Raw genomic sequence first — 26,473 nt, 5'->3', positions numbered from 1 at the left:
CGCGACGGGCGTCTGCTGGCGTCATAAACATTTAAGTGAGATTGATCATGGATGAATCAGATCGGCCGGTCATCAAGGCCTATGGTTTTTTGGAGGCAGTTACTTTCCCAAAGGAAAAGACAAAATCCAGAGGCCGAGTGAACGTCGTCATAGACTCAATCAAGATTGAGGCTATCGAATCCGGTACTGCTCACAACAGGGAGGTTTCCGACCTTTTTATCGTACGCATCCTTTCGACTATCAACCGGCTGGATTCATTGTTTCCTGAAAGCCGCTGGGATGAGGGGGGCTGGATTGAGTTCGAGCTGCAAGATTGCCCTGGAGAACCTCCAGCCTGGTTCCTATCGGCCGAAAATGACTATAGTGGTCCCGTTGTCAGAACCAACATCATAAGCGCCGTCGCCTTGTCTGGAGGACCTTTAGGGCCTGCCCTGGTGGTGGAAAAATTGATGAATCTCTGCCAGTCGACGACGGCTGTTCGAACCCAGAAGCAAGACAAACGCCCTCGAAAACTTGCGGGTGTCGGCCCATTTGTAAGGGTCGTAGACGTCGGACACGCCAGTTTCTCGACTATCCATCCTGACCGCTCTATAACATCTCCGGTACTCGGATACTTCGATGTAGGCGGCCCGGTGTTCTTCCATCACCGAACCTTCCCGAATAGTTTTTCCGAAGCCAGACGCGTACCTGCGTCGGGGTTTGTCGTCCTCTCACACTGGGATTTTGATCATTACTCCCTAGCTGTGAGCAAAATCCCTGCACTAAGACAACTCGACTGGTTTGCCCCCGATCAACCAGTAGGCCCTAATGCCGCGTCTCTACAAGCCAAACTCGGTTCAAAGCTTACCCTCCTTTCGGCCCCCTCCTACTCGCTTGACTCTAGCCTTCATCTCTGGAAAGGCACTGGCGCATCGACAGATAGAAACGGAAGCGGATATGTCATGAAGATAAACAGAGCTGGAGGCGACGTTCTGCTTTCCGGAGATGTCCCATATTCGTTACTCCCAAGTGGCGCCGGAAACCAGTTTGCAGCGATTACAGTGACACACCACGGGGGGGCCTTCAGCGGCAGCCCTCCTATTCCGGTAAAAGCAGGCGCCACTGCGGCGGTCTCGTATGGCCATCCGAATCGCTATCACCACCCCAATTCGGACGCGATTGGACTGCATCAGACTGCGGGATGGCGAATTACCCCGACCTACGTAACGTCCAAAGTACGGGGAGACGTATGGCTATGACTAAGAATTGCCGCGCGATGAGGTACACCAAAAGGCAAAGTCTACTTTGGGGGCGTTCTCTGCCGGTCGTCACTACGGCGTGTGCTGGTCAAGTCGAATGCAAACGATTGGTCAGCACGGACGCAATTGACTGGTCAGTAGCAATGCAAATGGGTGGTCAAGTACATGCAATTACGCAGCTTCGGACCGTTCTCCAAAATACCCTCATGATTGAAGGATCGAACCTTGAAAAGACGAGAAGTTGAGAGGCACGTGCAGGAATCCATCCAGGAGCTTTTGGATGACAAGCTGAGTGTCAATCACACATTCTGCTACACGCCATTTTATGCGGATGATCGGCATCGCATGAAATTGGAGCTACATGCGCTGGAGAAGGATGTCGCGGAGGGACGCAGACCTCAATCAATCTTGGTATTGAGAGTAGAGTTCCTCCACGACCTCAAGGAAATTCAAATACCGAATATCTTCATGCCTGGCTGCATGAAACGTGAGCGGTTGGGGAAGCGGACGATCAAAGCGATTCACGACGTAGGTGCCTCGTTCGGTTATGAACTCTTTATCACCGACCTCACACAATCGTTCTTTGATCGTTTGCTGAAGCGAGGTGCAGTGCAGATGAGTGAGTCGTGCGTTCAGATCACAGCAGCTACGGATTTAACCAGCGACGTAGGAAGTCCCAAGCTTGTTTACGATGAAAGTAAGGAAATATCCTCCGTATCGATATTCGACTTTTTAACCGAAAAATAAGCTCAAACTCAAAGCCACGCAACCGGCCCTCAGAGGTGCCGGTTCAACGAGATGGTGTTGGATAGCTTTGGGGGGGGATGTTGGGGGGGGCAGCTTTTGGCCGATCTTTGCCGGTCGTCACTTCGGGGTGTGCTGGTCAAGTCGATGCAAACGGTTGGTCAGCACGGATGCAATTGAATGGTCAATGGCAATGCGAATAGATGGTCAAATTCATGCAATTACGCAATCCTCGTAACCCCATCATCGCTCTTGCGAATCGCGTGCGAGCAAGACCGCGACGGCGTTTAATGAAACGATGCAAGCTCATCCCTCCGTATCCCGAACTCTCGAACTTTTGGCGGCTGACATGAATGCGTCTCCGGGAGGATGCTTCCTGCGGATACGCATCTTGTCGCTTGCATCATTTAGATTTAGCTAGTCGATCAGATTGATGTGCACCTCAATATGCCGCTCTTGTTGGAGGGCGAATAAATCAGGGCCGCGAACCTGGACTCACAGACACGGGGCTCCCTGACCCTAGGTTCAAATTGTGGTTTTTGGTGTATCGTTAGGTGACTAACTACATGGAGAATTAACATGTCAAAACTCGCAGAATTTCGTCAGCTTGAAAAGCACTTGGCTGAACAGCTCCAAGCTCTCGAAGCCCTGAAAGGGGACGTTGGCCTCAAGAAAGAAATCGAGTTCGAGACCAAACTGCGTGCACTGCTGGCTGAGTACGGCTACAGCCTACCGAACGTAGTCAACCTGCTAGATCCGCAAGCGAGCCGTCGCGCTCTTGCTGTCGATTCTAAAGCTGGCATCCGTAAGCCACGCCAAGTGAAGGTTTACAAGAATCCTCACACCGGCGAAGTCGTCGAAACCAAAGGCGGCAATCACAAAACACTGAAAGAATGGAAAGCAGAACACGGCTCCACGACCGTTGAATCTTGGCTGACCAAATGATTTTGGTTTGGGTACAAAAGGGACCTTCGAGGCCCCTTTTTTTCATCTCATTCAAGAGTGGAGGTTAAAAGCTTCGTCAGCTTGCCTACCCGCGAAAGCTGGTATCAGTGACGGGCAATAAGTGGTCGAAGCAGTCACTCGAAAGCTTTACGAAGCTAACGGAACATCCCTGCAGAGCTTCTCAACATAGGTTTACCCTTCGCCTATTTCTGAAGCAGATGGTAGTTAGCGCAGAATCTGATCAATCAACAGAAGCACGGCGATAATGATCATGATAGCCCCCGAGAGACGGCTAACCGCTTTGGCTGCCACCGGACGAGCCTGCAGCACCGCTCGAGAGCCAAAACCCACAGCCAGGTAAATCACGCCGCAACTGAAGGCGTGAAGCAGGCCCAGCGCGACGATCTGAAATGGCACCGGCCATGCGGCCGTTGGATCAGTGAACTGCGGCAACAAAGCCAAAAAAAGCAAAAAAACTTTGGGATTGAGGCCGCTCACGCAGGCCCCCTTAAGAGTCCAGCGTGCCCAGGAGCCTGTGGCTTGCGTTTCGCCGGCTTGTGGTACCGAAGGGCGTAAAATCATGTTGATTCCGAGCCAGATCAGGTAAGCCGCGCCTCCAATAGTGAGCACCGAAAGGGCGACGGGGTTGCTAGCAACCAGGCCACCAACACCTGCAGCTACAATCAGCGTCGCCAACACATGGCCAATCAACAAACCAGCCACCGCGGGCATCACGACGCGACCAAACAACCCCGCCGAAATCGCGTACGCCCAATCTGCTCCAGGGGTAATCACGAATAAAAAAGACACAGCCCAGAACGCGGCGAAAATACTAAGACTCATACCAACCTCGCATTGATGGACGATGTTGTGATTGGTTGGCGAGAGCCGCGTATGACAGCTTCCGCCTTGTTGAATTGATCGCTAGTGATGACGGGGTGCATTTTTCACTCTCGCAGACATACAACCGATATCAGTCCTGAATCGGACAAATACGGATGACAGGTGGTAACAAAGTTTGAAAAAGAATAATTGAAAACGGTTAAAATGTTATCCCTATTATTCCGGATTGATGACTGAATTAAGGTAGATTCTTCTATATGGATAGCACTGATCGAAAAATACTTGCCGAGCTTCAATCTGACGGGCGATTGTCGGTCACAGAACTGGCCGAGCGGGTCGGTCTGAGCCTGTCCCCTTGCCATCGTAGGGTGCGTGCGCTTGAGGAGTCCGGGGTGATCGAGGGCTATCGCGCTCAACTTTCGCCCAGCGCGTTAGGTTTGAATTTTTCAGCAATGGTTTTTGCGACGCTGCGCGAAGGGGATCATCAAGCGGTTGAAGCGTTTGAAAGTGCACTATTGGGAGTACCAGAGATCGTCGAGGCTCAACGGCTGTTTGGCGAGCCTGATTATCTACTTCACGTCATTACACGTGATCTACCGTCGTTCCATCAGCTATATGATGATTGCCTGTCGACGCTACCCAATGTTCAGCGGTTGACAACAACCCTGGTGATGAAGCGTGTCATTCAAGATCGTTCGCTGCCCCTGTGAACCAGTTGCGGCTAACGGGCGTCTGCCGACACCAACCTTGCTCTCATGCCTTTATAACAGGCGTCCAACCGCGTCAATTACACTTTGCGGTTTTTCCCTGTGGGGCACGTGTTGGCAATCGCTAAGTATGAGCAGCTCAACTTCTTTGCGGGCAAGGTTGGCGAATCGCTGAGGGTGCAGCGTTGAACCGAACTCGTCTTGCGCGCCATGGATAACCAACAGCGGACACTGAATCGCAGGCAACCCCTTCTCTATGGACCAATCTGCGTAAAAGGGCGAAAGCCAGGTTTGGGTCCAAGCGTTCAACACCCATTGGGCCTTGTCACCGTGGTACTTCTGCAAGCGCTCGATTTGACCTGGTTGTTGAAACTGTTCTTTTGCACTGCGTACCCCCGAGACTGTTCGCTCCTCAACAAAGGCTTGGGCGGATTCGGTGACCAACGCCAGGCATTGCTCGGGAAACAACGCGGCGCAATTTGTCGCCATCGCCCCCCCCACGCTGTGGCCGAAGGCGATAAAACAATCGATGCCGAGACTCGATCGTACGAAGGGAAAGTAACGCTGCGCCTCTTCACGAATGAAGTGATAGGACCAATCGCCCGGATGAGGATCTGACTGACCAAACCCCAATCGGTCATAGGCAACCACGCATCTTTTGGTTGCTTTCGCCAAACGGGCAGGGAAGTCGCGCCATAGCTCAACGCAGCCGAGCGAGTCATGGAAGAGGATGATAGGGGCTGTATTTTGCGCTGGCTCATCATTGTGGGGATGCCAGCTACGGGCGAACACCTGACCGTAAGGTGTATTAACCCAATGGTCTTTTTGAGTAATGGAAACCAGCATTGATGATCCTCATATCAGACTACGGTGTTGTCCTTTCGCACCGGCGAGGGATGGGCGTGGTGAAGGCCATTACCACGCCCTGGTCTTAAAATGCTTCAAGCCAATTAGTGTTGCGCGGCTTTTTCAGCGCCCCATCCAGTTTCGGCGCGTACGCTTTGTTGCTCGAAGGCGTCACGCTCAACATTGGCACTCGGACTGTGGTCGAGGCATGAGACCGCCCAGGCAATTACGAATGCCAATGGCATCGAGAACAACGCAGGGTAGTCATAGGGGAAAAGTGCCTCGGGGTGATGCAGGACTTTGACCCATACACCCGGAGACAGCAAGACCAACGCCAATGAACTGACCAGCCCACTCAACCCGCCCCAAATGGCGCCACGGCTTGTCAGACCTTTCCAATACATGGCCAGCAGCAGGATCGGGAAGTTGGAAGAGGCAGCAATCCCGAATGCCAGTGCTACCAGGAACGCGACGTTTTGTCCTTTGAAGAGAATCCCCAGAGCAACAGCGACGACTCCTAGACCGATGGTTGCCCAGCGGCTAACTCGCATTTCACTTTTGCTGTCAGGTTTGCCTTTACACAGTACATTGGCATACAGGTCGTGAGAAATGGCAGAGGCACCGGCCAGGGCCAATCCGGAAACCACCGCGAGAATAGTGGCGAATGCAACGGCGGCCAGGAACCCGAACATCAGATCGCCACCCAAGGCTTGGGCCAAGTGCATGATCGCCATGTTGACGCCGCCAAGCAGCGGGCCCCCGATGACGCCTTGTTCAAAGTACTGCGGGTCTTGACCAACGATACTGATCGCAGCGGTGCCTAGAATGCAGACCAGTATGAAAAACAAACCAATTAAACCGTAGGCAACGAGCACTGACTTACGGGCGGCCTTGGCATCGGGGACGGTAAAGAAACGCATCATGATGTGTGGCAGTCCAGCGATACCAAACACCAGCCCGAGAGACAGCGAAATCATCGAGAGCGGGTCGGTGGCGATTTTCAGGGGGCCAAGAATTTGCTTACCACTCTGGTGGCTGGCTACGGCACTGTCGATCATGTGCTCGATGCTAAAGCCAAAGTGCTGAAAGGCCAGTAGCGTTAACAGAATCCCCCCGCTGAGCAATAATACCGCCTTGATGATTTGCACCCAGGTAGTAGCGACCATGCCTCCAAACGTTACGTAGACCACCATCAACACGCCGACACAAATAACAGCAATTTCGTAGTCGAGCCCGAACAGAAGGTTGATTAATTGCCCGGCGCCGACCATTTGCACAATCAGGTAGAAGCACACAATGACAAAGGAACTGAAGGCCGAAAACAGGCGGGTGCCCACAGGGTCGAGACGATAGGCAATGATATCGGCGAGGGTGTAGCGTCCAAGGTTTCTTAGTCGTTCGGCCATCAAGAACATAATCAGCGGCCATCCGAGAATAGCGCTGACCGAATAGATCATTCCATCGAATCCTGTGGCGAATACCATGCTGGAAACGCCAAGCAATACGGCTGCCGACATGTAGTCGCCAGCGATGGCAAAGCCGTTTTGCACACCACTGATACCGCCACCCGCGGTGTAGAAATCCGAGGCAGAACGTGTTCGGCCGGCCGCCCAATAAGTAATGCCGATGGTTGTGATCACGAACGCCAGGAAAATCGCGATCGCTGTCATGTTTGGCCCGTGCGTGCCGGGTTGGACTGTCTGTGCAATGGCCGCAATGCTGGTGAAGCAGAGCAATGGTACCAACAACAGTCGTGTGAGCGATTTCATGCTTTCACCTCCGACAACAGCGCCTGGGTCAATTTGTCGAACTGATTATTTGCCCGAAAAACATACAGCCCGGTCAGTAACCAGGAGCCGATGATAAGGATGAGTGCGGACCATATGCCGGTGGTGAGACCACCTCCCAGAGGCACATGCAGCAGTAGTTGCGGATGCCACGAGACCGCAGCGACAAACAGTGAGTAAAGTCCTAACACGATGGCACTGAGGGTAAAGGCGAGACGACTACGGCGTTGAACCAGTGTTTGATACTGTGGATGACTCCGCAGGGCCTGATAGACGGGGTGCGATGACATATTTGAGCTCCTTAAACTTTAATTGTTATTGGCTGGAGTTTTTTTGTTATGGGGCTGCCATGCTCTTGAATGGCAGGTGCTGCAGGGCAACCCGAGAGAGTTCAAGTGCGCAGCAAACTGCGCGATGAACCAACTCTCTCAGGTGCTATGGACGTCGTGTCCGGTCTTGATTACCTCGTGGCAACTGAAGTGGTGCGTGAATGTAGCTTCAAGTTGATAGATGGAAATGAGGATGCCGCGTTACCGGGTCTAGCTATGCAGCGATTCCCTTTATTGTTCTAGGTTGACCGCTCACTTGGCGGCTGGTTACCGATTTTGCAATCCTCAGATTATTTGCATTAGCGGCCAATGCGCGTTGTTTACCAAAAAGGTGTACCAATCAGGCTAACTAGATCTTGGGACTAGCTTAGCCAGTGACCCGTTAGCCTTGAAATAACCCGATCCGCCGATTAATTTGCAAAACACGCCACTCCCGTAATGAGAACCAGCCCGCACGCGCTCTGCGTCCCCCACTAATTTTTACGGTGCTCGAGAACAACGTCATCACATTGCATATCCGTGCTCTGCGCCAGGAAACTCGCGGCTTTTAACTGCCGCTACGTAGGACTGCAACGCGGACTGGATACTGTTCTGTCCCGTCAAGAAATTGCGCACGAATTTTGGGGTGCGTCCGGTCAGGGACAGACCAAGCATGTCGTGAAGTACCAGCACTTGGCCATCAGTACCGGCGCCCGCGCCGATGCCAATTACCGGGATCCTTACGGCTTGACTGAGTTGCTCGGCTAATGGGCTAGGCAGACATTCGACTAACAACATTGCAGCGCCAGCTTCTTCCAATGTGATCGCGTCTTCTATCAACTGACGCGCCCGAACCGGGTCTCGCCCCTGGACCTTGAAGCCGCCGAGAACGTTGACTGATTGCGGCGTCAGGCCGAGGTGTGCGCATACCGGCACACCGTTTTGGGTCAGTCGTTTGACCGATTCGGCCAACCATCGATCTCCTTCCAGCTTGACCATGTGTGCGCCGGCCTTCATCAGGCGACCAGCGCTCTGCAGAGCCTGCTCAACGGTGGCGTAACTCATGAATGGAAGATCCGCGACGATGAAGGCGCCGACGTTGCCGCGCCTGACGCATTCGGTATGGTAGGCAACGTCTTCTACCTGCACCGGTAGCGTGCTGTCGTGTCCGTGCAAAATCATGCCCAACGTGTCACCTACTAAGAGCATTTCCACACCGGCGGAGCTTGCCGCTTGGGCGAAGGTGGCGTCGTAGCAGGTCAGCATGGCAATTTTTTCGCCGCGAGCTTTGAGCCCATGCAGAGTGGTGAGAGTGATATCAGGCATTGAAAAAGTCCTTGTGACAGTGTTCCGCGGGAGTAGGCGGGAGTACGTTTCGGTTACGAGCGGGCAGGGCCCCTCAGCGAAACTTGCGTGGGCATGAGCTTCAAGGGTGAGCTTGTGACGGAGTCAGTGATTAACTAATCCTTTCGAGGATTGCACCAGCGCGAAGGCGAAAGTCCGAATGCCTTTTTGAAATGCCTGGTCATGTGACTTTGATCAAAGAATCCCGCTTCTATCGAGGCGTCCGACAACGCTTGCCCCGCCAGAACGAGCGCTTTCACACGATCCAGGCGCCGAAGTGTGAGGTACCGGTGTGGGCTGGTTCCGAAGAACGCGCGAAAATCATTCGATAGATTCCAGCGATCTCGCCCCGCGCAGTCAGCAAGGTCGTCGAGCGTGATCGGCTGGTCGAGGTTGTCATCAATGTATTCGCGGGCGAGAGCGGCAGCCGCAAAATGATGGGAGGCTTTGGTCATGGGATGCCCGGCGACCTCTGCCAAAGTACTGACGAAGGTGTAAAGAGCATCGTCCTCCGCCAACGAGTCCAGATCGGCGTCCAAGGTATTGAGCAGCACATCAGCGGCAGCGGCCAAGCGAGGGTCACGTGTAATGCCGGCGGCAAGAAAAGGTAGGGGAGCGCCCTTCACAATGTCCTGGACCAGGGACGGTGGAACATACACGCCGCGATACCGGAATCCTGCTTCGGAACCGGCGCAACCGTCATGTGCTTCATCCGGGTGAATGATCATGGTTTCACCGGGCAAGCACAGCTTCGATTCGCCGCGGTAATGAAACCGGTGTACACCGGAAATCGTACGCCCGATGGCATACGTATCATGTCGATGTGGGTCGAAGGCGTGTGAGCCAAAGAACGCCTCAAACCGCTCGACCTTCGAGGTCAGAGGCGCATGTATCACCCAGTCCCGTTTCGATTGGTCGTCTTGCATAGTGGCGCACCGGTGCGATTGCAATATAAAACGCGATTCAGGATAGCATGGTCGATTTCGGCAATAACTGGGCCTAGGGGACGCCCGAAAATTAGTGCTGTAAGAAGGGTCTCATGCGATGTTTTGCAGCGCCGCCTTCGTTTCGATACGTCGCCTGCGGAGGTTAGTCAGAGCATAAGCAAACGGGGTTGTGCATGGCTTGTACGTTTGTGGTTGGCGGATTGTAAATTAGGGGGGCGTCGATTTTAGTTGGAGGAGCGGACCGGTGGCTTCCGGTCACGCCCCTTGCAGAAAATTATTGGTTCGTGGTCGACTTAAACCCGTTCAATAATGGCTGCAATGCCTTGTCCGCCGCCAATGCACATCGTTATCAGCGCATACCGTCCGCGTGTGCGGTGCAGCTCATGAATAGCCTTGATCGTTATGATTGCCCCCGTGGCACCAACCGGATGTCCGAGTGAAATCCCGGAACCATTGGGGTTGACCTTCGCCGGGTCGAATTCCAGTTGTTGGGCCACGGCACAAGCCTGCGCTGCAAAAGCCTCGTTTGACTCGATGACATCAATGTCTTGAATGCCCAGCCCAGCACGCTTCAGTACCATGCGAGTGGCAGGAACGGGGCCAATGCCCATGTAATCCGGTTCAACGCCGGCATGCGCATAGGCCACAAGACGGGCAATTGGCTTAAGGTTGTGTTGCTTGATTGCATTAGCATCAGCCAGAACGAGGGCCGCCGCTCCGTCGTTGAGGCTGGATGCGTTGCCGGCGGTCACAGTACCACCCTGTTGGAAGACTGGCTGCATCCTGGCCAGTTGTTCGATGTCGATGTCGGGGCGTACGTTTTCGTCTGTATCAAACAGCACGGTCCTTCTCTTCACCTGCACTTCCATCGGCACGATTTGCGTCTTGAAGCGGCCCTCTGCGATGGCGTGTGCAGCCCGATGTTGGCTCTGAAGTGCCAACTGATCCTGCATTTCACGTGAAATGCCATATCGTTCGGCAATGTTTTCAGCAGTAATCCCCATATGGGATCTTTTCCAAGGATCGTGAAGAATCCCATTCATGTAATCCACGGCCTGACTGTCACCCAGCCGACTCCCCCAGCGCAGGCTGGGGATGAGGTAGGGGCCGCGACTCATGGACTCTGCACCACCCGCTACAGCAACCCCAAAATCGCCAAGCAGGATACCCTGCGCGGCGGAAACGATTGCTTGCAAGCCGGAGCCGCACAAGCGGTTAACATTGAACGCTGGCGTTTCCTTGGGAATACCTGCCCCGATTGCTGCAACCCTTGACAGGTAGGCGTCCCGTGGCGCGGTTGGGATCACATTCCCCATCACCACATGATCAACCTGTTGGCCGTCGATGCCTGCGTGGGTGAGGGCACCTTTGACTGCTGCGGTGGCCAGATCGCCTAGGGGAATATCCTTTAAGGCTCCGCCGAAACTACCGATGGCAGTCCGTGCCGTACCGACGAAAAAAACTTCTGCTAGGGCCATTGTGGGCTCCATTCTTGATAGATGAAGTTTCGAGCGAGCCCAACCGTCGGACCTAGCGCTCATCGAGATGTTTAAATTGTGTAGTGCGCCAGTTCCCGGGCAATCAACAGACGTTGAATTTCACTGGAGCCTTCATAAATCTGGGTAATGCGGGCATCCCGGTAATAGCGCTCTACTGGATAGTCCTCCAGGTACCCGTAACCACCATGAATCTGTACGGCTTTTGAGCACACACGCTCAGCCATTTCTGACGCGAACAACTTTGCCTGCGAGGCTTCCGACAAGCAGGGGTGGCCGGCGCTTTTCAGTCGTGCTGCATGCAGGATCATGAGGCGGGCAGCGTTAAGCTGCACGTGCATGTCAGCCAACATGTTGGCGATGCTTTGGTGTTCGCTGATCGGCTTGCCAAACTGGATACGGTCACGTGAATAATTCAGTGCTGCTTCAAACGCAGCGCGAGCAATACCGAGCGCCTGAGCGGCGATCCCGATGCGTCCACCTTCCAGGTTGGACAGGGCGATCGACAGGCCTTTTCCACGCAGCCCCAACAAGTTGGCTTCGGGAATTCGACAATCGTTTAAGGTGACCGCGCAGGTATCTGATGCGCGAATCCCCATCTTGTGTTCACTTCGGTCGACCGTAAAACCTGGTGTATCGGTGGGCACCAGAAACGCCGACAAACCTTTCTTGCCGAGCTCCGGATCGGTCACGGCAAACACGATGGCCAGCTTGGCGCGTTTACCGTTGCTCACGAATTGCTTTGCACCGTTAAGCACCCATTGGCTGTCGCGCAGTTCTGCACGTGTTCGCAGGTTGTGCGCTTCTGATCCTGCTTGCGGTTCGGTCAGACAGAAGCAGCCGATTGCTTGCCCGCTAGCCAGATCTGCTAGCCAGAAATCCTTTTGTGCCTGCGTGCCGAACTTCAGAATCGGACCACAACCGACGGAGTTGTGAATACTCATCAGTGCACCGACGGCACCATCACCGGCCGAAATTTCCTCCACGGCCAGGGCATAGGCGACGTAGTCGATGTAAGTGCCACCCCATTCTTCAGGAACCACCATTCCCAACAGACCAAGTTCGCCCATCTGCTTCACCAGGACGTCGTCGATCCAGCTGGCTTTTTCCATGTATTCGGCTTTCGGCGCGATCTCACGACGAGCAAAGTCGCGGGACATGTCGCGAATCATTCGCTGCTCTTCAGTCAATTCGAGGTCGTGCATCGGGTATCTCTCTTATCAAGGGGTCAAACAGTGACAAGCCGCTGTGGCGCGCAGGTGGTGGACTTGAAATCACTGAAAAATGCTTCTACCCGTGCCGGGTCAAGCTCAGCCAAGGTCGGTGGATTCCAGGCCGGGTTCTTGTCCTTGTCGATGATCAGGGCACGTACGCCTTCCATCAGATCGCCTTTGTCGAACCACTGGTAATCCAGATGCAGTTCCTGGGCAAAACATTCGCTCAGGGACAAATTCCGACCACGGCGTAATAATTCCAGAGTGACGGCCATTGCCAGCGGAGAGCGGCTGTCCAGTACATCAACGGTTTCTTCTGCCCAGTCTTGGAACTGGGGAGAGGGCTCTGCCAGGAGTGCCGCACGAATCGAGGCAAGATCAGGTTCAGCGAAGTGCCGGTCTATGGCGGGCTGCATCGCCTTGAGCTCCGAACCTGGGAACTTGTTGACGCCCAGTGTGGCGAGTAGCGCTTGCAAGGCCGATAGTGGCTGGTCTGTCCAACTCATGTTGTTGAGACAATGATCCAGTTCGGGGATCTGGGAACTGGTGATACACCAGTCGGCCAGGCCTGCATAAAGGGCATCTGCGGCGCGTATCTGGATTCCGGTGACCCCCAGATAAATCCCCAACTCGCCAGGCAAACGTGGCAGAAAATAGCTGGCAGCGACGTCGGGGAAAAATCCAATACCCACCTCGGGCATGCCCATGCGCGTGCGTTCGGTGATAACCCGCAGGGTTGCCCCCTGCACCAACCCCATGCCCCCTCCGAGAACCAAACCATCGATTAAGGCTAGAAGGGGCTTTGAGTAGTTATGGATGTATTCGTCGAGCGCATATTCTTCTTCGAGAAAAAGCTCATGCAGACCGTTACCTGACATATGGCTTTCGTAAAGCATGCGGATGTCTCCGCCAGCGCAAAATGCTATCTCTCCCGCTGCGCGTAATACCACGGCAACTACGTTCGGGTCCTGCTCCCAGGTTCGCAGGTGCTGCTGGAGCAGACGGACCATAGGCAGCGTCAACGCATTGAGACCGCCCGGACGATTCAGTGTCAGGTGGCCGATGCGGTTGCGTACTGCAGCCAGAACAGACGCTTCGACATCACTCATGTTCAGGCGCCCTTGCGATACATGTTAATGATGGCGGAGAAATCCAGGCTGCCATTGCCTTGTGCGCTGAAGCTTTGATAGAGCTGCTGGGCAAACGCACCAAGGAGGACCGGTTGGCCGATCTGTTGGGCCGCTTCGCTGGCAAGTCCCAAGTCTTTGAGCATCAGGTCGGTGCCAAAGCCGCCGGTGTATCCACGAGCCGCAGGCGCGTTTTCAAGTACGCCAGGGAAGGGGTTGTAGGTGTCCGAACTCCAGCAGCGACCGCTGGAAGTATTGATGATGCTGGCCAACACACCAGCGTCCATCCCCAGAGAAACGCCAAGCGCCATGGCCTCGGAAACTGCAATCATCGAGACACCGAGCAGCATGTTGTTGGCAACCTTGGCGACTTGGCCGTTGCCGGAATCGCCGCAGTGCACGATGTTCTTGCCCATCGCCGCCAAAATCGGCCAAGTACGGTCGAAGTCAGCGCTTGAACCACCCACCATAAAGGTCAAGGTCCCGGCACTTGCGCCACCGGTTCCGCCGGAGACGGGAGCGTCGAGCATTGGATTACCATTTCCGAACGCCTGCTTGGCCACTTCACGAGCAGTGCGTGGATCAATAGTCGAACAATCGATCAGAAAAACCCCGGGGCGGACGTGAGCCAAAATGCCTTCGGCGCCCAGGTAAACGGATTTCACATGTGCAGCAGCGGGCAGCATGGTGATGATCAGCTCTACGTCGCCTTGGGCGATGGCAGCTGGAGATTCCGCGGCCGCGGCCCCTGCCTCAACCAGACGCGCCAGTGAGGCTGCCGACAAGTCGAATACGGTTACTACATGGCCAGCTTTGATCAGGTTCAGGGCCATTGGCCCACCCATGTTGCCGAGTCCTACGAAGCCAATTTTCATGGTGATTCCTTGTTAATGGGCGGGTGTCAGCAGTGCTTGAACTGTGCTGGACGCTTTTCGACGAAGGCTGCCATGCCTTCCTTCTGATCTGCTGTGGCGAAGATTGAGTGGAATACCCGACGTTCGAAGCGCACGCCTTCGCTCAAGCTGGACTCGAAGGCCCGGTTGACGCTTTCCTTCACCAGCATGGTCGCCGGCAGCGACCGCTCAGCAATCGCCCTGGCGGTCTTGAGCGTTTCGTCCAGCAGGCTGTCGACCGGTAAAATGCGGGCGACTAGGCCAGACCGCTCGGCCTCTTCGGCGTCCATTTGGCGACCGCTCATGCACATTTCCATGGCTTTGGCCTTACCCACTGCGCGGGCAAGACGTTGTGTGCCACCGATTCCTGGAAGCACACCCAATGTGATTTCCGGCAGACCGAAGCGGACGTTGTCGGCGGCATAGATGAAGTCGCACATCAGTGCCAGTTCGCAACCGCCCCCCAAGGCATAGCCGGCAACAGCAGCGATCAACGGCTTGCGTCGGCTGGCGATACGGTCGGCAGCAGAGAAGAAATCATCGAGGAACACTTGGGGATAGGTGAACTCCACCATCTCTTTAATATCCGCACCCGCGGCGAAGGCTTTTGTGGACCCGGTGATGACCATGCAGCCAATTGCCGGGTCTTTTTCCAGGTGGTCCAAGGCTTGGTTCAGCTCTGCGATCACCTGACTATTGATGGCATTAAGTGACTTCGGCCGATTCAGGGTGATCAGGCCAACGCGTTCGTGGATTTCCAACAGCAGAGTTTCAAATTGCATGACGCAGACTCCCAGATCAGGCCGGCGCGCAAATGGCGCCGGCCTGTTGCTTCATTTCAGAGTGATGGTGGTGTTGACTGGGCCGCTGACCTCGTCTTCATCGAACCAGCGTTCGGTGATGGTCTTGGTCTGGGTATAGAACTGCACCACTTGCTTGCCGTACGGACCCAAGTCGCCGAGCTTGGACGCGCGTGAGCCACTGAAGGAAAACAGTGGGACTGGGACCGGGATCGGCACGTTGATCCCGACCTGACCGACATCAATTTCCTCTTGGAAGTGTCGGGCAGCCGCGCCTGAGCGGGTGAAGAGGGCAGTGCCGTTACCATTTGGGTTGGCATTGATCAGCTCGATGGCATCATTCAGGGTATCGGCATGCAATACACAGAGCACCGGACCGAAGATTTCCTCTCGGTAGATGGCCATTTCTGTGGTGACGTCGGAAAAGATGGTCGGCCCGATAAAGTTGCCTTGGGCATAGCCCGCAATCTCTGGATTGCGGCCATCCAGCACAAGCGTTGCGCCCTGCTCAACGCCAGTGGCGATGAGGCTGCTGATTCGATCCAGTGCCGAACAGGACACCACCGGGCCAATATCGGTGCCAGGCTCGGCGCCGCCGCTGATCTTCAGGCCTTTGGTTTTTTCGATGAGGTCTGGCAGCCAGCTCTGCGCTTCGCCGACCAGGATCACAACAGGCAGGGCCATGCAGCGTTGGCCGGCCGCACCGAATGCAGCGCCAAGCAAATTGTTCAGCGTCTGCTGCTTGTTCGCATCGGGCAGGACGATTGCATGGTTCTTCGCGCCCATCATGCACTGTGCACGTTTGCCGTTGAACGTGGCGCGGTTGTAAACGTGTGTACCGACCTTGGTCGAACCGACAAAGGAAACGGCCTTGATATCGGGGTGATCGCAGATCAAGTTGACTGCTTCCACACCACCGTGAATCACGTTGAGTACGCCTGGTGGAACGCCGGCTTCCATCGCCAGTTCTGCCAGGCGCATCGTGACCATCGGGTCCTGCTCGGAGGGCTTAAGGATGAAGGTATTGCCGGTAGCAATGGCCATTGGAAACATCCACAGCGGGATCATCGCGGGGAAGTTGAATGGGGTAATACCAGCGCAGACACCCAACGGTTGCAGCAAGGTGTAGGTGTCCACACCACCGGCCACGTTATTGGCCAGTTCACCCAGCTGCAAGTTGCCGATGCTGGCGGCATGCTCGACCACTTCCAGGCCGCGGAACACATCCCCCTCTGCATCCGGCAGTGTTTTGCCTTGTTCGGCCGTGAGAATCGCCGCCAGTTCCTTCATGTTTTCGCGGATCAACTGCTGATACTTGAGGAATACTCGGGAGCGGACGCCTATTGGCGTTTTGCGCCAAGTCTTGAAGGCTTCCTTAGCGCTGGAAACGGCGGCGTTCATTTCGTCGGTGGTGGCAAAGGGCACTCGGGCCAACACTTCCTGGGTAGCCGGATTGACCACATCACGCCATTGAGTGGTTTTGGATTCGACCAGCTTGCCGTTGATCAGCAGCTTTACGGTTGGGACGCTATTGTCAGCCATTGTTTTTTCTTCCGGGGCGATGAGGCCCTTGTTATCAGGTGGGATGATCGGTTTGCCGGTCCTTGGTGGGTGGCAAAATCTGAGGACTTTTCTTGATCTAACGAAGGCTGAACAAAGGCGCTGCGGCCTCCATTGATTTGCATTAACGGCCACTTTTTTTGAGGGTTAGTTCAAGCCGTCTTTCGATCAAGGTTGCTTTGATTCGCGATATGGGCCTAGCTTAGCCAGCGCACCATCGGGCTTGAAATAACCCGATCCGCCGATTAGTTTGCATATCACGCCAGTTCAGTTGTGCTCAGAGGAGCGAAGCAGGTGGATCATCCAGTGGACAACACGTTGCCCATGACCTTCGTTCAGGGGCTTTTACAAGGGGCGTTGAACATCAGCAGTGCCGCTGACATTCAGACCTTCGTCAGTGCAGCGGGCATTGCAACCCACTTACTGGAGGCGCCAGGTGCACGGGTGACTTACGATCAATTCGTGCGCTTGTATCAGCAGGTGGCATTGGGTACGGATGACGAGGTGATGGGGCAATTCTCCCGTCGTATTCGTAGCGGCACCCTCAAATACCTATGCTCGAGCCTGCTTGATGCAAGCTCCTTGGGCAAAGCCATGTACCGCTTCACTCGATTCTGGAACTTGCTGCTCGATGACTATCAGCTCGACTACAGAGAAAAGTCGGGTCAGGTGGTGATTTCCCTGGAGGCGCGCGACTCCACAGCCAACGCACAACGCTGGGGGCATGAGCTGATGATGAAACTGGCCCACGGAGTCGCGTCGTGGCTGGCCGGCCAGGAAATTCCGCTTCACAGTGTGATGTTCTCCTTTGCCAAGCCTGTGTACGCCGCGGAATATATGCATATATTTCCCGCGCCGATCAGCTTTGATCAGCCCTGCACGGCGTTGTGCTTTGGTGTGGAGTGGGCAGATACGCAGTTTCGCCGCAGCAAGGCGGAGCTGCTGCCGTTCCTGCAGGTAGCTCCGCGCTACTGGCTGTTCACCACCTTGAAGGAACGTCTGGTGGCGCAGCAGGTTCGTCAGTATTTGCTCACAAACCTCAAGCGTGACGACAGCATCCAAAGCGCAGCCAATGCATTGTTGCTCTCCACCCGCACGTTAACGCGCCGACTCAAGGAGGAGGGCACTAGTTACCAGATGGTCAAGGATGCGTTGCGTCGGGATATCGCCGTGCAGCAGCTCATACACACCGACCTCTCTATCAGCCATATCGCCTTGGGTTTAGGCTTTGACTCCAACGCCGTGTTTCACCGTGCGTTTCGTGGCTGGACAGGCAGTACACCAGGGGCGTATAGGCGCCCGGGCAACGCACCGATCTAATCGCACGACGTACACCGATATTTGATTAAAAACACCATCACCTACAAACGTACAATCCAACAGATAGGGCAAGCGATACAGTCAGCTTACATCTGAACATCTTTACCTGATTGTCACTGATGTAGGAGGCTTTTGTGCATCGTTTTTCGAGCTTGGTTGTTCGTCCTGATTTTAAGGGTGGCGATACACTGTTTTTACTTTTATCCATTGTTGTAGGTGGTGCTTTCGGTTGCGTCATGGGGAACAAAATCTCGCTTGCAACTGGCGTGGCCTTCGGCTTTTTTTCAACAATGGTGTTGTACTACATGTGGCGATCGCCGGCTTGAAATCACATAAGCATTCTAAATAAAAAAGACTATAACGAAGGCGCTACGTGCTCAACTATATGAGCAAGAGGAAAAGTTAGCGCCTTCTGATAATAAAAATAAATTCCAGTGTCCGCTTGTCAACTTGGTCACCCAAGAAGCGGTCACTCTGCCATTCGTCTTCAAAAGTCTCGGTGTTGGCACGACGTTTCCACTTCTGCTGAAGGAGATTAAACAGAAAACGTCGATGCCCGTTAATTGCCGAAATTTTCGATTGCCATTGGTTTTTATCCTGATGAGGCATTGATATGCAAGAACACGGAATGGCTTTAACTCGACGCCAAGTACTGAACTGGATCGGTGTAACCGCAGGCGCTGCGGCCATGTATCAGGCAATGAATTCGCTGAGTTTCGCAGCAGAGTCAAACTACGACCGCACATTTGCATTAAGCGGTGCACCTATGGGGACCAGTGTATTGGTTCTAGGTGCAGGACTTGCAGGAATGACCGCAGCTTTCGAGCTTCGTAAAGCGGGTTACAAAGTCAAGGTTCTTGAATTTAATGCAAAGCCTGGTGGTCGTTGCTGGACATTGCGTGGAGGCGATCGATTCACTGAGTTGGGAGGGGCTACTCAGCATTGCCAGTTTGATAAAGGGTTATACCTGAACCCTGGCCCATGGCGAATTCCCTACCACCACCACGCAGTGCTTGATTACTGCCATCAGTTCGGTGTCGCTCTTGAGCCATTTGTTCAAGTCAACTACAACGCCATGGTTCACTCCACTAAAGCGTTCGGCGGTAAACCACAACGTTATCGTGAAGTGCAGGCAGACTTTCAAGGCCATGTGGCTGAGTTGCTGAGCAAGGCGGTCAATCAGAATGCTCTGGATCAGGCCCTGACTCGAGAAGATCGAGAGCGCTTGCTGGAGGTTATGCGTAGTTGGGGTGCACTGGACGCTAACAGCAGCTATCGCAAGTCGCTCGAGACGAGTCTGCGTCGAGGATTCGCAGTAGACGTAGGCGGCGGATTGATGCCTGAAGCGGTGCCATCAGAGCCACTGGATCGTAAGGCCCTGCTCGATTCCAATCTCTGGAAAAGCATTGCAACGGGTCAGGAATACGAATTTCAGACCAGCATCTTCCAGCCTGTGGGAGGGATGGACATGATCGCTCGAGCCTTCGAAAAGCAGGTAGGCGATCTCATTCGTTACAACGCCAAAATCACTCGAATTCAGCAGGGTGACAAAGGGGTCACAGTGACTTATCAGAATACTGATGGCACTGGCGGTCCGTTACAGGAAACCGCGGACTGGTGCGTCTGTACACTACCTTTGTCGATCCTCGGTCAACTGCCGATCGATGTCAGCCCACCCATGATGAACGCTATCCGTGCTGTGCCTTACGAAGCCTCTGTGAAAGTTGGACTCCAGTTCAAGCGGCGCTTCTGGGAGCAGGACGAGCATATCTATGGTGGCATTAGCTACACCGATACCCCTATCGGTAGGATCAGCTACCCAAGTACCGACTACGGCAAGCCGGGGAAGGGTGTTTTGTTGGGAGGATACCTGTTCGGACCGAATGCCTATGAATTCACCGCGATGAAACCGGAAATGCGCGTGCAGAAAGCCGTCGAGTACGGCGCCCAAGTCCACCCCCAGTACACCAGCGAATTCGAGAATGGCATTGCAGTTGGTTGGCACCGGGTGCCCTGGACCAACGGCTGCTATGGTTTGTGGACTGAGGAGTCTCGTCAGCAGCACTACAAAAACCTCTGCCAGATTGACGGCCGAATTGTCCTGGCCGGCGAGCATGCCTCCTACATCCCGGCGTGGATGGAGGGTGCAATCCTATCGTCGCTGGATGCCATCAAACGCCTGCACACCCACATTGTCGCCAGCCCGAAGGCTGCTTGAGACCGGAGTTCATCATGCACAACTTTCTTGCAACGGGCTTGTTGCTGAGCTTGCTGGCCAGTGCATCCGCTTTGGCCGCTGACACCATTCAGGTCTCAACTTCAGGTTCGTTTGATCAGACAAGTGGTGAAGCGCTGTTTCAACAAGTTTGTCAGGGCTGCCATATGTCCGAAGCCCAGGGTTCGCACGGGGCAGGGGCTTATCCCGCTTTAGCATCAAACGTAAAGCTGGGAGCAAAGATATACCCCATTTACATGGTGACGTCTGGGCAGGGCGGCATGCCAGGATTCAAAAAATACATGTCTGACCAACAAATAGCATGGGTGGTCGACTATGTACGCACTCACTTTGGAAATAACTATTCTGACACCGTCACGGTTGAAGATGTCCGAACTGTAAGCCAACGCTGATCATAGTGAGGGTGTGCTACGCCGCCCCAATTGTTTACACGCAAAAGGATCATTTGATGTCGACAATAAACGCACGCACTATATTCCTTGTCTCGATGCTGAGTGGGCTGTTGTCCACCCATGCGAGCGCTGACTCGGTAATTCGCCACAAAATTCCAAACTCCGACTTCCCTATTTCCTTGGCTGTCGAAATTCCTGCTAGCGCGACACTTGTTAATCTCAGTGGAGCCGTTCCATCCATAATTGACAGTAAGGCCGATCCAAAAAGCATTGCTGCCTACGGTGATACCGAGGCACAGACTGTCAGCACGCTCAGAAGTATCGAGAATACTTTGAAAAGGCTAGGTCTTTCACTCGGCGACGTAGTGAAGATGCAAGTGTATTTGGTTGGCACAGCAAGTAATGACGGTGAGATGGACTATGCAGGTTTCATGAAAGGCTACACACAGTTTTTCGGTGCGGGAGCTCAAAAAAATCTGCCGACCCGATCGGTCTTCCAGGTGTCTGGTCTGGCGAACCCTGGGTTTCTCGTGGAAATAGAAGTTTCTGCCGTCCGCCCTTGACTTGAATGAGTCGTAAAAAAGCGCGTAGTGCATTCGCCTCCCACGCTTTAAAAGTTACTTGAATTGATAATCCGAATGAATGGCCTGATTACGCGTTAATAAAGCTGCGTAATAACACTCTTGACAGAGTGTAATTTTCATAACGGGTAAGTCCGCTTAGAAGTAGAACAATAAATCCCCACCACAGGGGCGGAGTGAATGATGAACCTGAAGACCGTCCAGCTCGACGACAAATACACCCTCACTCAAGGGCGTATTTTCATTACCGGGACTCAAGCCCTTGTCCGCCTGTCCATGACGCAGCGGCAGAGAGATCAACAACTTGGCCACAACACCGCGGGCTACATATCCGGTTATCGCGGATCGCCCCTTGGCGGACTTGATGACCAGCTTGGTAAAGCCAAAAAACACCTCGAGCAGCATCACACCCTTTTTGTTCCTGGCGTCAATGAAGACCTCGCAGCGACCACTATCTGGGGCGCACAACAAGCGCACCTGAGCGGCGAAGGTAAATACGACGGCGTTTTCGGCATGTGGTACGGCAAAGGTCCTGGCGTTGATCGCACCGGTGACGCGTTTCGGCATGCCAATCTCGCCGGTACGGCAAATCTCGGTGGGGTTCTCGTGTTGATGGGCGATGACCATACCTGCGAGTCCTCAAGCACATGTCACCAAAGCGAGTTCGCAATGGTGGACGCCATGATTCCGGTGCTCAGCCCAGCGGGCGTCCAGGAAATTCTCGACTTTGGCCTGATCGGATGGGCATTGTCTCGTTACAGTGGCTGCTGGGTCGGGATGAAGTGTGTCAAGGACACGGTGGAGGCTACGGCCACCATTGATGTCGACATCAATCGCGTGAAAATTCAGATTCCTCAGGATTTCGCACTGCCGCCAGATGGGCTCAGCATTCGTCAGCCTGATACCCCGCACGCACAAGAAGCCCGTTTACACCGCTACAAATTGAATGCGGTTCGCGCTTTCGCCCGTCACAACGCACTTGATCGAATTGTCCTTGGTGCACCGGCTGCCAAGTTGGGGATCATTACCCATGGCAAGAGCTATCTGGATGTATTGCAGGCTTTGGATGATCTCAACCTCAGCGAAAAAGCCGCCGCTGAGATGGGCTTGCGTATCTACAAAGTCGGGATGGTTTGGCCACTCGAACCTGAAGGTGCAGCACATTTTTCAGAGGGACTCGACAAGATTCTGGTGGTGGAGGAAAAAAGGAGTCTGATCGAGTTCCAGCTGAAAGAGCAGTTTTACGGTCGTGCCAATGCTCCGGTCATTGTCGGTAAACATGACGAAGTAGGCCAAACGATGTTCCAGTCGGAAATGGCGCTGGATTCGAACCAAATAGGCATTGCGTTAGGCGAGCGCCTCCTTGAGCTGGGGGACAATGTCAGTCTGCGCAATCGTATTGAAGAGTTGCGCTCTTACCAGGTGGTCAAGGGTGATACCGCACTTCTGGCGCGTAGCTATTATTTTTGCAGTGGTTGCCCTCATAGCTCCTCTACCGTGCTACCAGAGGGCAGCAAGGGGTACGCAGGCATCGGATGCCATTGGATGGCGCAGTCTATGGAGCGCTCAACGTTGGGTTATACCCACATGGGCGGCGAAGGAATGGTTTGGGTAGGGGAGGCGCCTTTCTCCAAGCGCAAACACATGTTCCAGAACATAGGTGATGGCACCTATTTCCATTCGGGTTATCTAGGCATTCGGGCCGCGGTGGCAGCCGGCACAAACATTACTTTCAAAATATTGTTCAACGATGCTGTCGCGATGACCGGAGGGCAAAAGCATGACGGTACGCTGAATGTTCCAGCCATTGCCCACCAGGTGAGTGCTGAGGGCGTGAAGCGGATTGTTGTGGTGAGCGATGAGCCACACAAGTATCCCCTGGACACTGCCTGGCCGGCGGGTGTGACGTTCCATCACAGGGATACATTGGACAAGGTCCAGCGCGAAATACGAGAAGTGGAAGGGACTTCGGTTCTGATCTACGACCAAACCTGCGCCGCTGAGAAACGGCGCCGGCGTAAGCGCGGAACCTTTCCTGATCCAGCCAAGCGCATCGTCATCAATGATCTGGTGTGCGAAGGGTGCGGAGATTGCGGCGTGAAGTCCAATTGCGTATCGGTGCAGCCGCTGGAGACGGAGTTCGGTCGCAAACGGACGATCGACCAATCTTCCTGCAACAAAGACTTTTCATGCGTCAACGGTTTCTGCCCCAGCTTTGTCAGCGTAGTCGGGGGGAGCCTGAGCAAGCCCGAGCGCGCAACGCAAGGTCAGACGGCACCGTTGCTGCCGGAACCGGTTCGCCCAAGCATCGACGATCGCGTCTACAGCATTCTGGTGGCTGGCATGGGTGGCACCGGTGTCGTCACCATTGGTGCCATTCTGGGAATGGCGGCTCACCTCGAGGGTCGAGGTTGCGGTTTGCTCGACATGGCCGGACTGGCGCAGAAGGGGGGCTCGGTATGGAGCCATTTGCGCTTCGGCCCTGATCCACAATCGATCAAGACCATTCGCATTGCGGCAGGTGGCGCCGATCTGGTTCTGGGTTGTGACCTGATTGTTGCGGGCAACTCCAAAACCCTGGGCGCGACGCGTCATGGCAGTACTTTCATCCTGGCCAACACACAGGAAACAATGCCTGGGGCGTTTACTCGCAACGCAGATCTCGAATACCCCGCAGAGGATCTTCGCCGCAATATCGTCGACGCGGTAGGGCAGGAGCACACCGAGTTTGTCGATGCAGGGCGTATTGCCACCGCTTTACTCGGTGACAGCATCGCGGCCAACATGTTCATGCTGGGCTTTGCCTATCAGCGTGGACTGATACCGCTTTCCGCGACCTCCATTGAATCAGCGATTGATCTTAATGGTGCGGCCAAACAGATGAACACGGAAGCGTTCCGCTGGGGACGTCAGGCTGCTGTGAATCCAAAAGCGGTGGAGCAATTGCTCGCCACAAAAGAAACTACGCAGCGCGCAGGTGTTTCGCCCGCCCCCGTAAAGTCCAATGACGAAGTGATCGAAACACGGCGCAGGTTTCTGGTGGAGTACCAAAACACCGCCTATGCGCAACGCTACACCGACTTGTTGGAGCGTGTACGCAAGATTGAGCAGAAGCTGTTTGCGGGGCGTACTGACCTGACACAAGCAGTGGCCAAGTACTACTTCAAATTGTTGGCGATCAAAGACGAGTATGAGGTCGCCCGTCTGCATGTCGAAAGCGGCTTCCTTGATCGTGTCTCCCAGCAGTTTGAAGGTGACTACAAGCTGGTGTTCAACCTTGCACCGCCGCTCCTGGCCCGGCGCGACCCCGACACTGGCCTTCCGAAGAAAACTGAATTTGGACCATGGATTGTTCCTGTTTTCCGCGTGCTTGCCAAACTGCGGATGTTGCGAGGTACGCCGCTGGATGTATTCGGTTACACCGCTGAGCGCCGCCGGGAACGCGCTTTGATTCAGCGTTACGAAGCGGTTATTGCGGAAATCCTTTCGGTGCTGGAAGAGGGCAGGAGTTCCTCTCATTACGACACGATGGTCGAACTTGCTTCGTTACCTGAGCAGATCCGCGGATACGGCCATGTCAGGGCCAAGGCCATGGAGCTGGCGACACAACGCGAAGCTGTGTTGTTGGATGTCATGCGAGGCCGTGTGATCGCACTGAAAAAAGTGGCTTGAAGGCTCGACGTCGCGATGCTGCCATTTCTACTTTTTCCTGATGGGCCTGCTGACGCTTGGTGACCACCAAGTCGGTGAGCAGAACGTGCTGGGTGAAAGTGGAGGGCGAGACCAATGGGCGCAGGCTCAGACTGAAGGGTCTGCCTTGCGCCCTATCTATCTCAGTGGAGGATAAAGTGTGAAAACAACTATCGATCAACAGTCCGTTGCTACGCGCATGAACGATGTCGCTCCCTTTCACGTCATTGACATCCTGACGCGAGCGAAACGACTCGAAGCCGAAGGGCGGGATATAGTGCACATGGAAGTCGGTGAGCCTGACTTTCCTACGCCGCCAGCTATCATCGCCGCCGCCCAGGCTGCCATTGCCAATGGCAAAACTACGTACACTCCCGCACTTGGTATCCCTGAACTGCGAGAGGCGATTGCTGATTACTACCAGAGTCGATATGGCGTAACAGTCCCTGCGTCGCGCGTTATTGTGACGGCTGGAGCCTCGGGCGGATTGCTGCTCGCATTGGCCTGCCTGGCAGAACCGGGCAAAGAATGGCTGTTGACGGATCCTGGCTATCCTTGCAATCGCAATTTTGTTCGTATCTTTGAGGGCGTACCGAAGTCGATCCCTGTAGGCGAAGAAAGCAATTTCCAGCCGACGCTTGGGGATATCGAAAAAAACTGGAGCGAAGCCACTGCCGGGGTGCTACTTGCTTCTCCGGCCAATCCGACAGGCACAATGCTCAGTCTGGATCAGATCAAAACGTTCGCAGATTGTATCCGTGAGAAAGGCGGGCATTTCATACTCGACGAGATTTACCAGGGGTTGACCTACGACGTTGAGACGTCCACCGCGCTGCAATGCTGTGACGATGTATGGATCGTACAAAGCTTCTCCAAGTACTTTCAGATGACAGGCTGGCGTTTGGGTTGGCTTGTGGTGCCGGAAGAATTCACCCGGCATATTGAAAAGCTTGCCCAAAACCTGTTTCTTTCTCCCTCCGCACCAGCTCAGTACGCCGCGCTGGCGGCTTTTGAGCCCGCACCCTGGATATAGTCGAGACGCGGCGGATGGAGTTCAAGCGCCGTCGGGACTACCTGTCGGCCGAACTGACAAGGATAGGATTTCAGATCGTGGCCAAGCCTGAAGGCGCGTTCTACATCTACGCTGACTGTTCCGCATTCACGGACAACAGCTTTGATTTCGCAATGACCTTACTTGAGCACGCGTCGGTAGCGATTGCACCAGGCCTGGATTTTGGTGCGAATGAGCCGGAGCGCTACGTCCGCTTTTCATACACCACCAGCATCGAACGACTGGCAGAAGCTGTGGCGCGGATCGAACGATATCTCAGCAAAGTAACTCAGATCTCCCGGGTTGTTTGATTTGGTAGCCATGGATTGGTAGCGCTACGACATACTGACAACCTCGGGATGAGCGGGGTTGTCCTCTGAAGTGGTCAAAGAGTAAAGGCGAAG

22 protein-coding genes and 1 pseudogene are annotated in these 26,473 nt (G+C 54.5%); 11 read left to right on the top strand and 12 right to left on the bottom strand.

Features of this window, described 5'->3' with window-relative positions:
- Window positions 1–47 precede the first annotated feature (47 nt).
- From SOP95_RS02675 to SOP95_RS02665, 3 genes are all read left to right on the top strand, one after another.
- Complete coding sequence (locus SOP95_RS02675) at window positions 48–1,238, top strand: hypothetical protein (RefSeq protein ID WP_323605932.1); 1,191 nt, start codon at window positions 48–50, stop codon at window positions 1,236–1,238.
- A gap of 225 nt (window positions 1,239–1,463) precedes the next feature.
- Window positions 1,464–1,985, top strand: a complete 522-nt coding sequence (locus SOP95_RS02670; protein ID WP_323605930.1) for a hypothetical protein — start codon at window positions 1,464–1,466, stop codon at window positions 1,983–1,985.
- 576 nt (window positions 1,986–2,561) lie between these two features.
- On the top strand, window positions 2,562–2,927 hold the full coding sequence (locus SOP95_RS02665) for a histone-like nucleoid-structuring protein, MvaT/MvaU family (protein WP_007948296.1): 366 nt from the start codon (window positions 2,562–2,564) through the stop codon (window positions 2,925–2,927).
- A gap of 225 nt (window positions 2,928–3,152) precedes the next feature.
- Here the strand turns inward: SOP95_RS02665 and SOP95_RS02660 are convergent, their stop codons facing one another.
- Complete coding sequence (locus SOP95_RS02660; RefSeq protein WP_323605927.1) at window positions 3,153–3,770, bottom strand: LysE family translocator; 618 nt, start codon at window positions 3,768–3,770, stop codon at window positions 3,153–3,155.
- Window positions 3,771–4,027: 257 nt separating this feature from the next.
- Here SOP95_RS02660 and SOP95_RS02655 point away from each other — a divergent pair, with 257 nt between their 5' ends.
- Complete coding sequence (locus SOP95_RS02655; protein WP_323605925.1) at window positions 4,028–4,480, top strand: Lrp/AsnC family transcriptional regulator; 453 nt, start codon at window positions 4,028–4,030, stop codon at window positions 4,478–4,480.
- A gap of 51 nt (window positions 4,481–4,531) precedes the next feature.
- Here the strand turns inward: SOP95_RS02655 and SOP95_RS02650 are convergent, their stop codons facing one another.
- The 11 genes from SOP95_RS02650 to SOP95_RS02600 form a co-directional block, all read right to left on the bottom strand.
- Entirely contained in the window at window positions 4,532–5,323 is a 792-nt protein-coding gene (locus SOP95_RS02650) for an alpha/beta fold hydrolase (protein WP_323605924.1), read from the bottom strand.
- A gap of 104 nt (window positions 5,324–5,427) precedes the next feature.
- Window positions 5,428–7,092: a cation/acetate symporter ActP gene (gene actP / locus SOP95_RS02645; protein ID WP_323605922.1), complete on the bottom strand. Its 1,665-nt coding sequence runs from the start codon at window positions 7,090–7,092 to the stop codon at window positions 5,428–5,430.
- Complete coding sequence (locus SOP95_RS02640) at window positions 7,089–7,400, bottom strand: DUF485 domain-containing protein (protein WP_007948292.1); 312 nt, start codon at window positions 7,398–7,400, stop codon at window positions 7,089–7,091. The genes actP and SOP95_RS02640 overlap by 4 nt, the downstream gene beginning before the upstream one ends.
- A 543-nt stretch (window positions 7,401–7,943) precedes the next feature.
- A complete protein-coding gene (gene panB / locus SOP95_RS02635; protein ID WP_007948291.1) occupies window positions 7,944–8,744 on the bottom strand; it encodes a 3-methyl-2-oxobutanoate hydroxymethyltransferase in 801 nt (266 codons plus the stop codon).
- Between the two features lie 134 nt (window positions 8,745–8,878).
- Window positions 8,879–9,688: an AraC family transcriptional regulator gene (locus tag SOP95_RS02630; protein ID WP_007948289.1), complete on the bottom strand. Its 810-nt coding sequence runs from the start codon at window positions 9,686–9,688 to the stop codon at window positions 8,879–8,881.
- Between the two features lie 314 nt (window positions 9,689–10,002).
- Window positions 10,003–11,187 carry an acetyl-CoA C-acyltransferase family protein gene (locus tag SOP95_RS02625; protein ID WP_323605917.1) on the bottom strand — a complete coding sequence of 395 codons (1,185 nt, stop codon included), beginning with the start codon at window positions 11,185–11,187 and terminating at the stop codon, window positions 10,003–10,005.
- A gap of 71 nt (window positions 11,188–11,258) precedes the next feature.
- Entirely contained in the window at window positions 11,259–12,410 is a 1,152-nt protein-coding gene (locus SOP95_RS02620; protein ID WP_323605916.1) for an acyl-CoA dehydrogenase family protein, read from the bottom strand.
- Window positions 12,411–12,433: 23 nt separating this feature from the next.
- Window positions 12,434–13,528, bottom strand: a complete 1,095-nt coding sequence (locus SOP95_RS02615) for an enoyl-CoA hydratase/isomerase family protein (protein WP_323605914.1) — start codon at window positions 13,526–13,528, stop codon at window positions 12,434–12,436.
- A 2-nt stretch (window positions 13,529–13,530) separates the two neighbouring features.
- Window positions 13,531–14,421, bottom strand: a complete 891-nt coding sequence (gene mmsB / locus SOP95_RS02610) for a 3-hydroxyisobutyrate dehydrogenase (RefSeq protein ID WP_007948285.1) — start codon at window positions 14,419–14,421, stop codon at window positions 13,531–13,533.
- 26 nt (window positions 14,422–14,447) lie between these two features.
- Entirely contained in the window at window positions 14,448–15,221 is a 774-nt protein-coding gene (locus SOP95_RS02605) for an enoyl-CoA hydratase (protein ID WP_007948284.1), read from the bottom strand.
- 51 nt (window positions 15,222–15,272) lie between these two features.
- A complete protein-coding gene (locus SOP95_RS02600) occupies window positions 15,273–16,781 on the bottom strand; it encodes a CoA-acylating methylmalonate-semialdehyde dehydrogenase (protein ID WP_007948283.1) in 1,509 nt (502 codons plus the stop codon).
- Window positions 16,782–17,105: 324 nt separating this feature from the next.
- On the opposite strand from SOP95_RS02600, the gene SOP95_RS02595 reads away from it, so the two are divergent.
- The 7 genes and pseudogenes from SOP95_RS02595 to SOP95_RS02565 all read left to right on the top strand — a co-directional run bounded on the left by SOP95_RS02595 (window position 17,106) and on the right by SOP95_RS02565 (window position 26,380).
- Window positions 17,106–18,119, top strand: a complete 1,014-nt coding sequence (locus SOP95_RS02595; RefSeq protein ID WP_323605912.1) for an AraC family transcriptional regulator — start codon at window positions 17,106–17,108, stop codon at window positions 18,117–18,119.
- A 134-nt stretch (window positions 18,120–18,253) separates the two neighbouring features.
- A complete protein-coding gene (locus SOP95_RS02590) occupies window positions 18,254–18,445 on the top strand; it encodes a hypothetical protein (protein ID WP_157214459.1) in 192 nt (63 codons plus the stop codon).
- Window positions 18,446–18,807: 362 nt separating this feature from the next.
- A complete protein-coding gene (locus tag SOP95_RS02585; protein ID WP_033049647.1) occupies window positions 18,808–20,337 on the top strand; it encodes a flavin monoamine oxidase family protein in 1,530 nt (509 codons plus the stop codon).
- Between the two features lie 14 nt (window positions 20,338–20,351).
- Window positions 20,352–20,747 carry a c-type cytochrome gene (locus SOP95_RS02580; protein WP_007948279.1) on the top strand — a complete coding sequence of 132 codons (396 nt, stop codon included), beginning with the start codon at window positions 20,352–20,354 and terminating at the stop codon, window positions 20,745–20,747.
- 56 nt (window positions 20,748–20,803) lie between these two features.
- A complete protein-coding gene (locus SOP95_RS02575) occupies window positions 20,804–21,310 on the top strand; it encodes a RidA family protein (RefSeq protein WP_007948278.1) in 507 nt (168 codons plus the stop codon).
- 201 nt (window positions 21,311–21,511) lie between these two features.
- On the top strand, window positions 21,512–25,000 hold the full coding sequence (locus tag SOP95_RS02570; protein WP_323605908.1) for an indolepyruvate ferredoxin oxidoreductase family protein: 3,489 nt from the start codon (window positions 21,512–21,514) through the stop codon (window positions 24,998–25,000).
- A gap of 217 nt (window positions 25,001–25,217) precedes the next feature.
- Window positions 25,218–26,380, top strand: a pseudogene (locus SOP95_RS02565) (pyridoxal phosphate-dependent aminotransferase).
- Window positions 26,381–26,473: the final 93 nt, after the last annotated feature.

The sequence above is a fragment of the Pseudomonas sp. YuFO8 genome, from assembly GCF_035065025.1.
Classification (GTDB): domain Bacteria; phylum Pseudomonadota; class Gammaproteobacteria; order Pseudomonadales; family Pseudomonadaceae; genus Aquipseudomonas; species Aquipseudomonas putida_AE.
The sequence above is the reverse complement of the archived record's forward strand: the minus strand, read 5'-3'. Positions and strand labels throughout refer to the sequence as shown.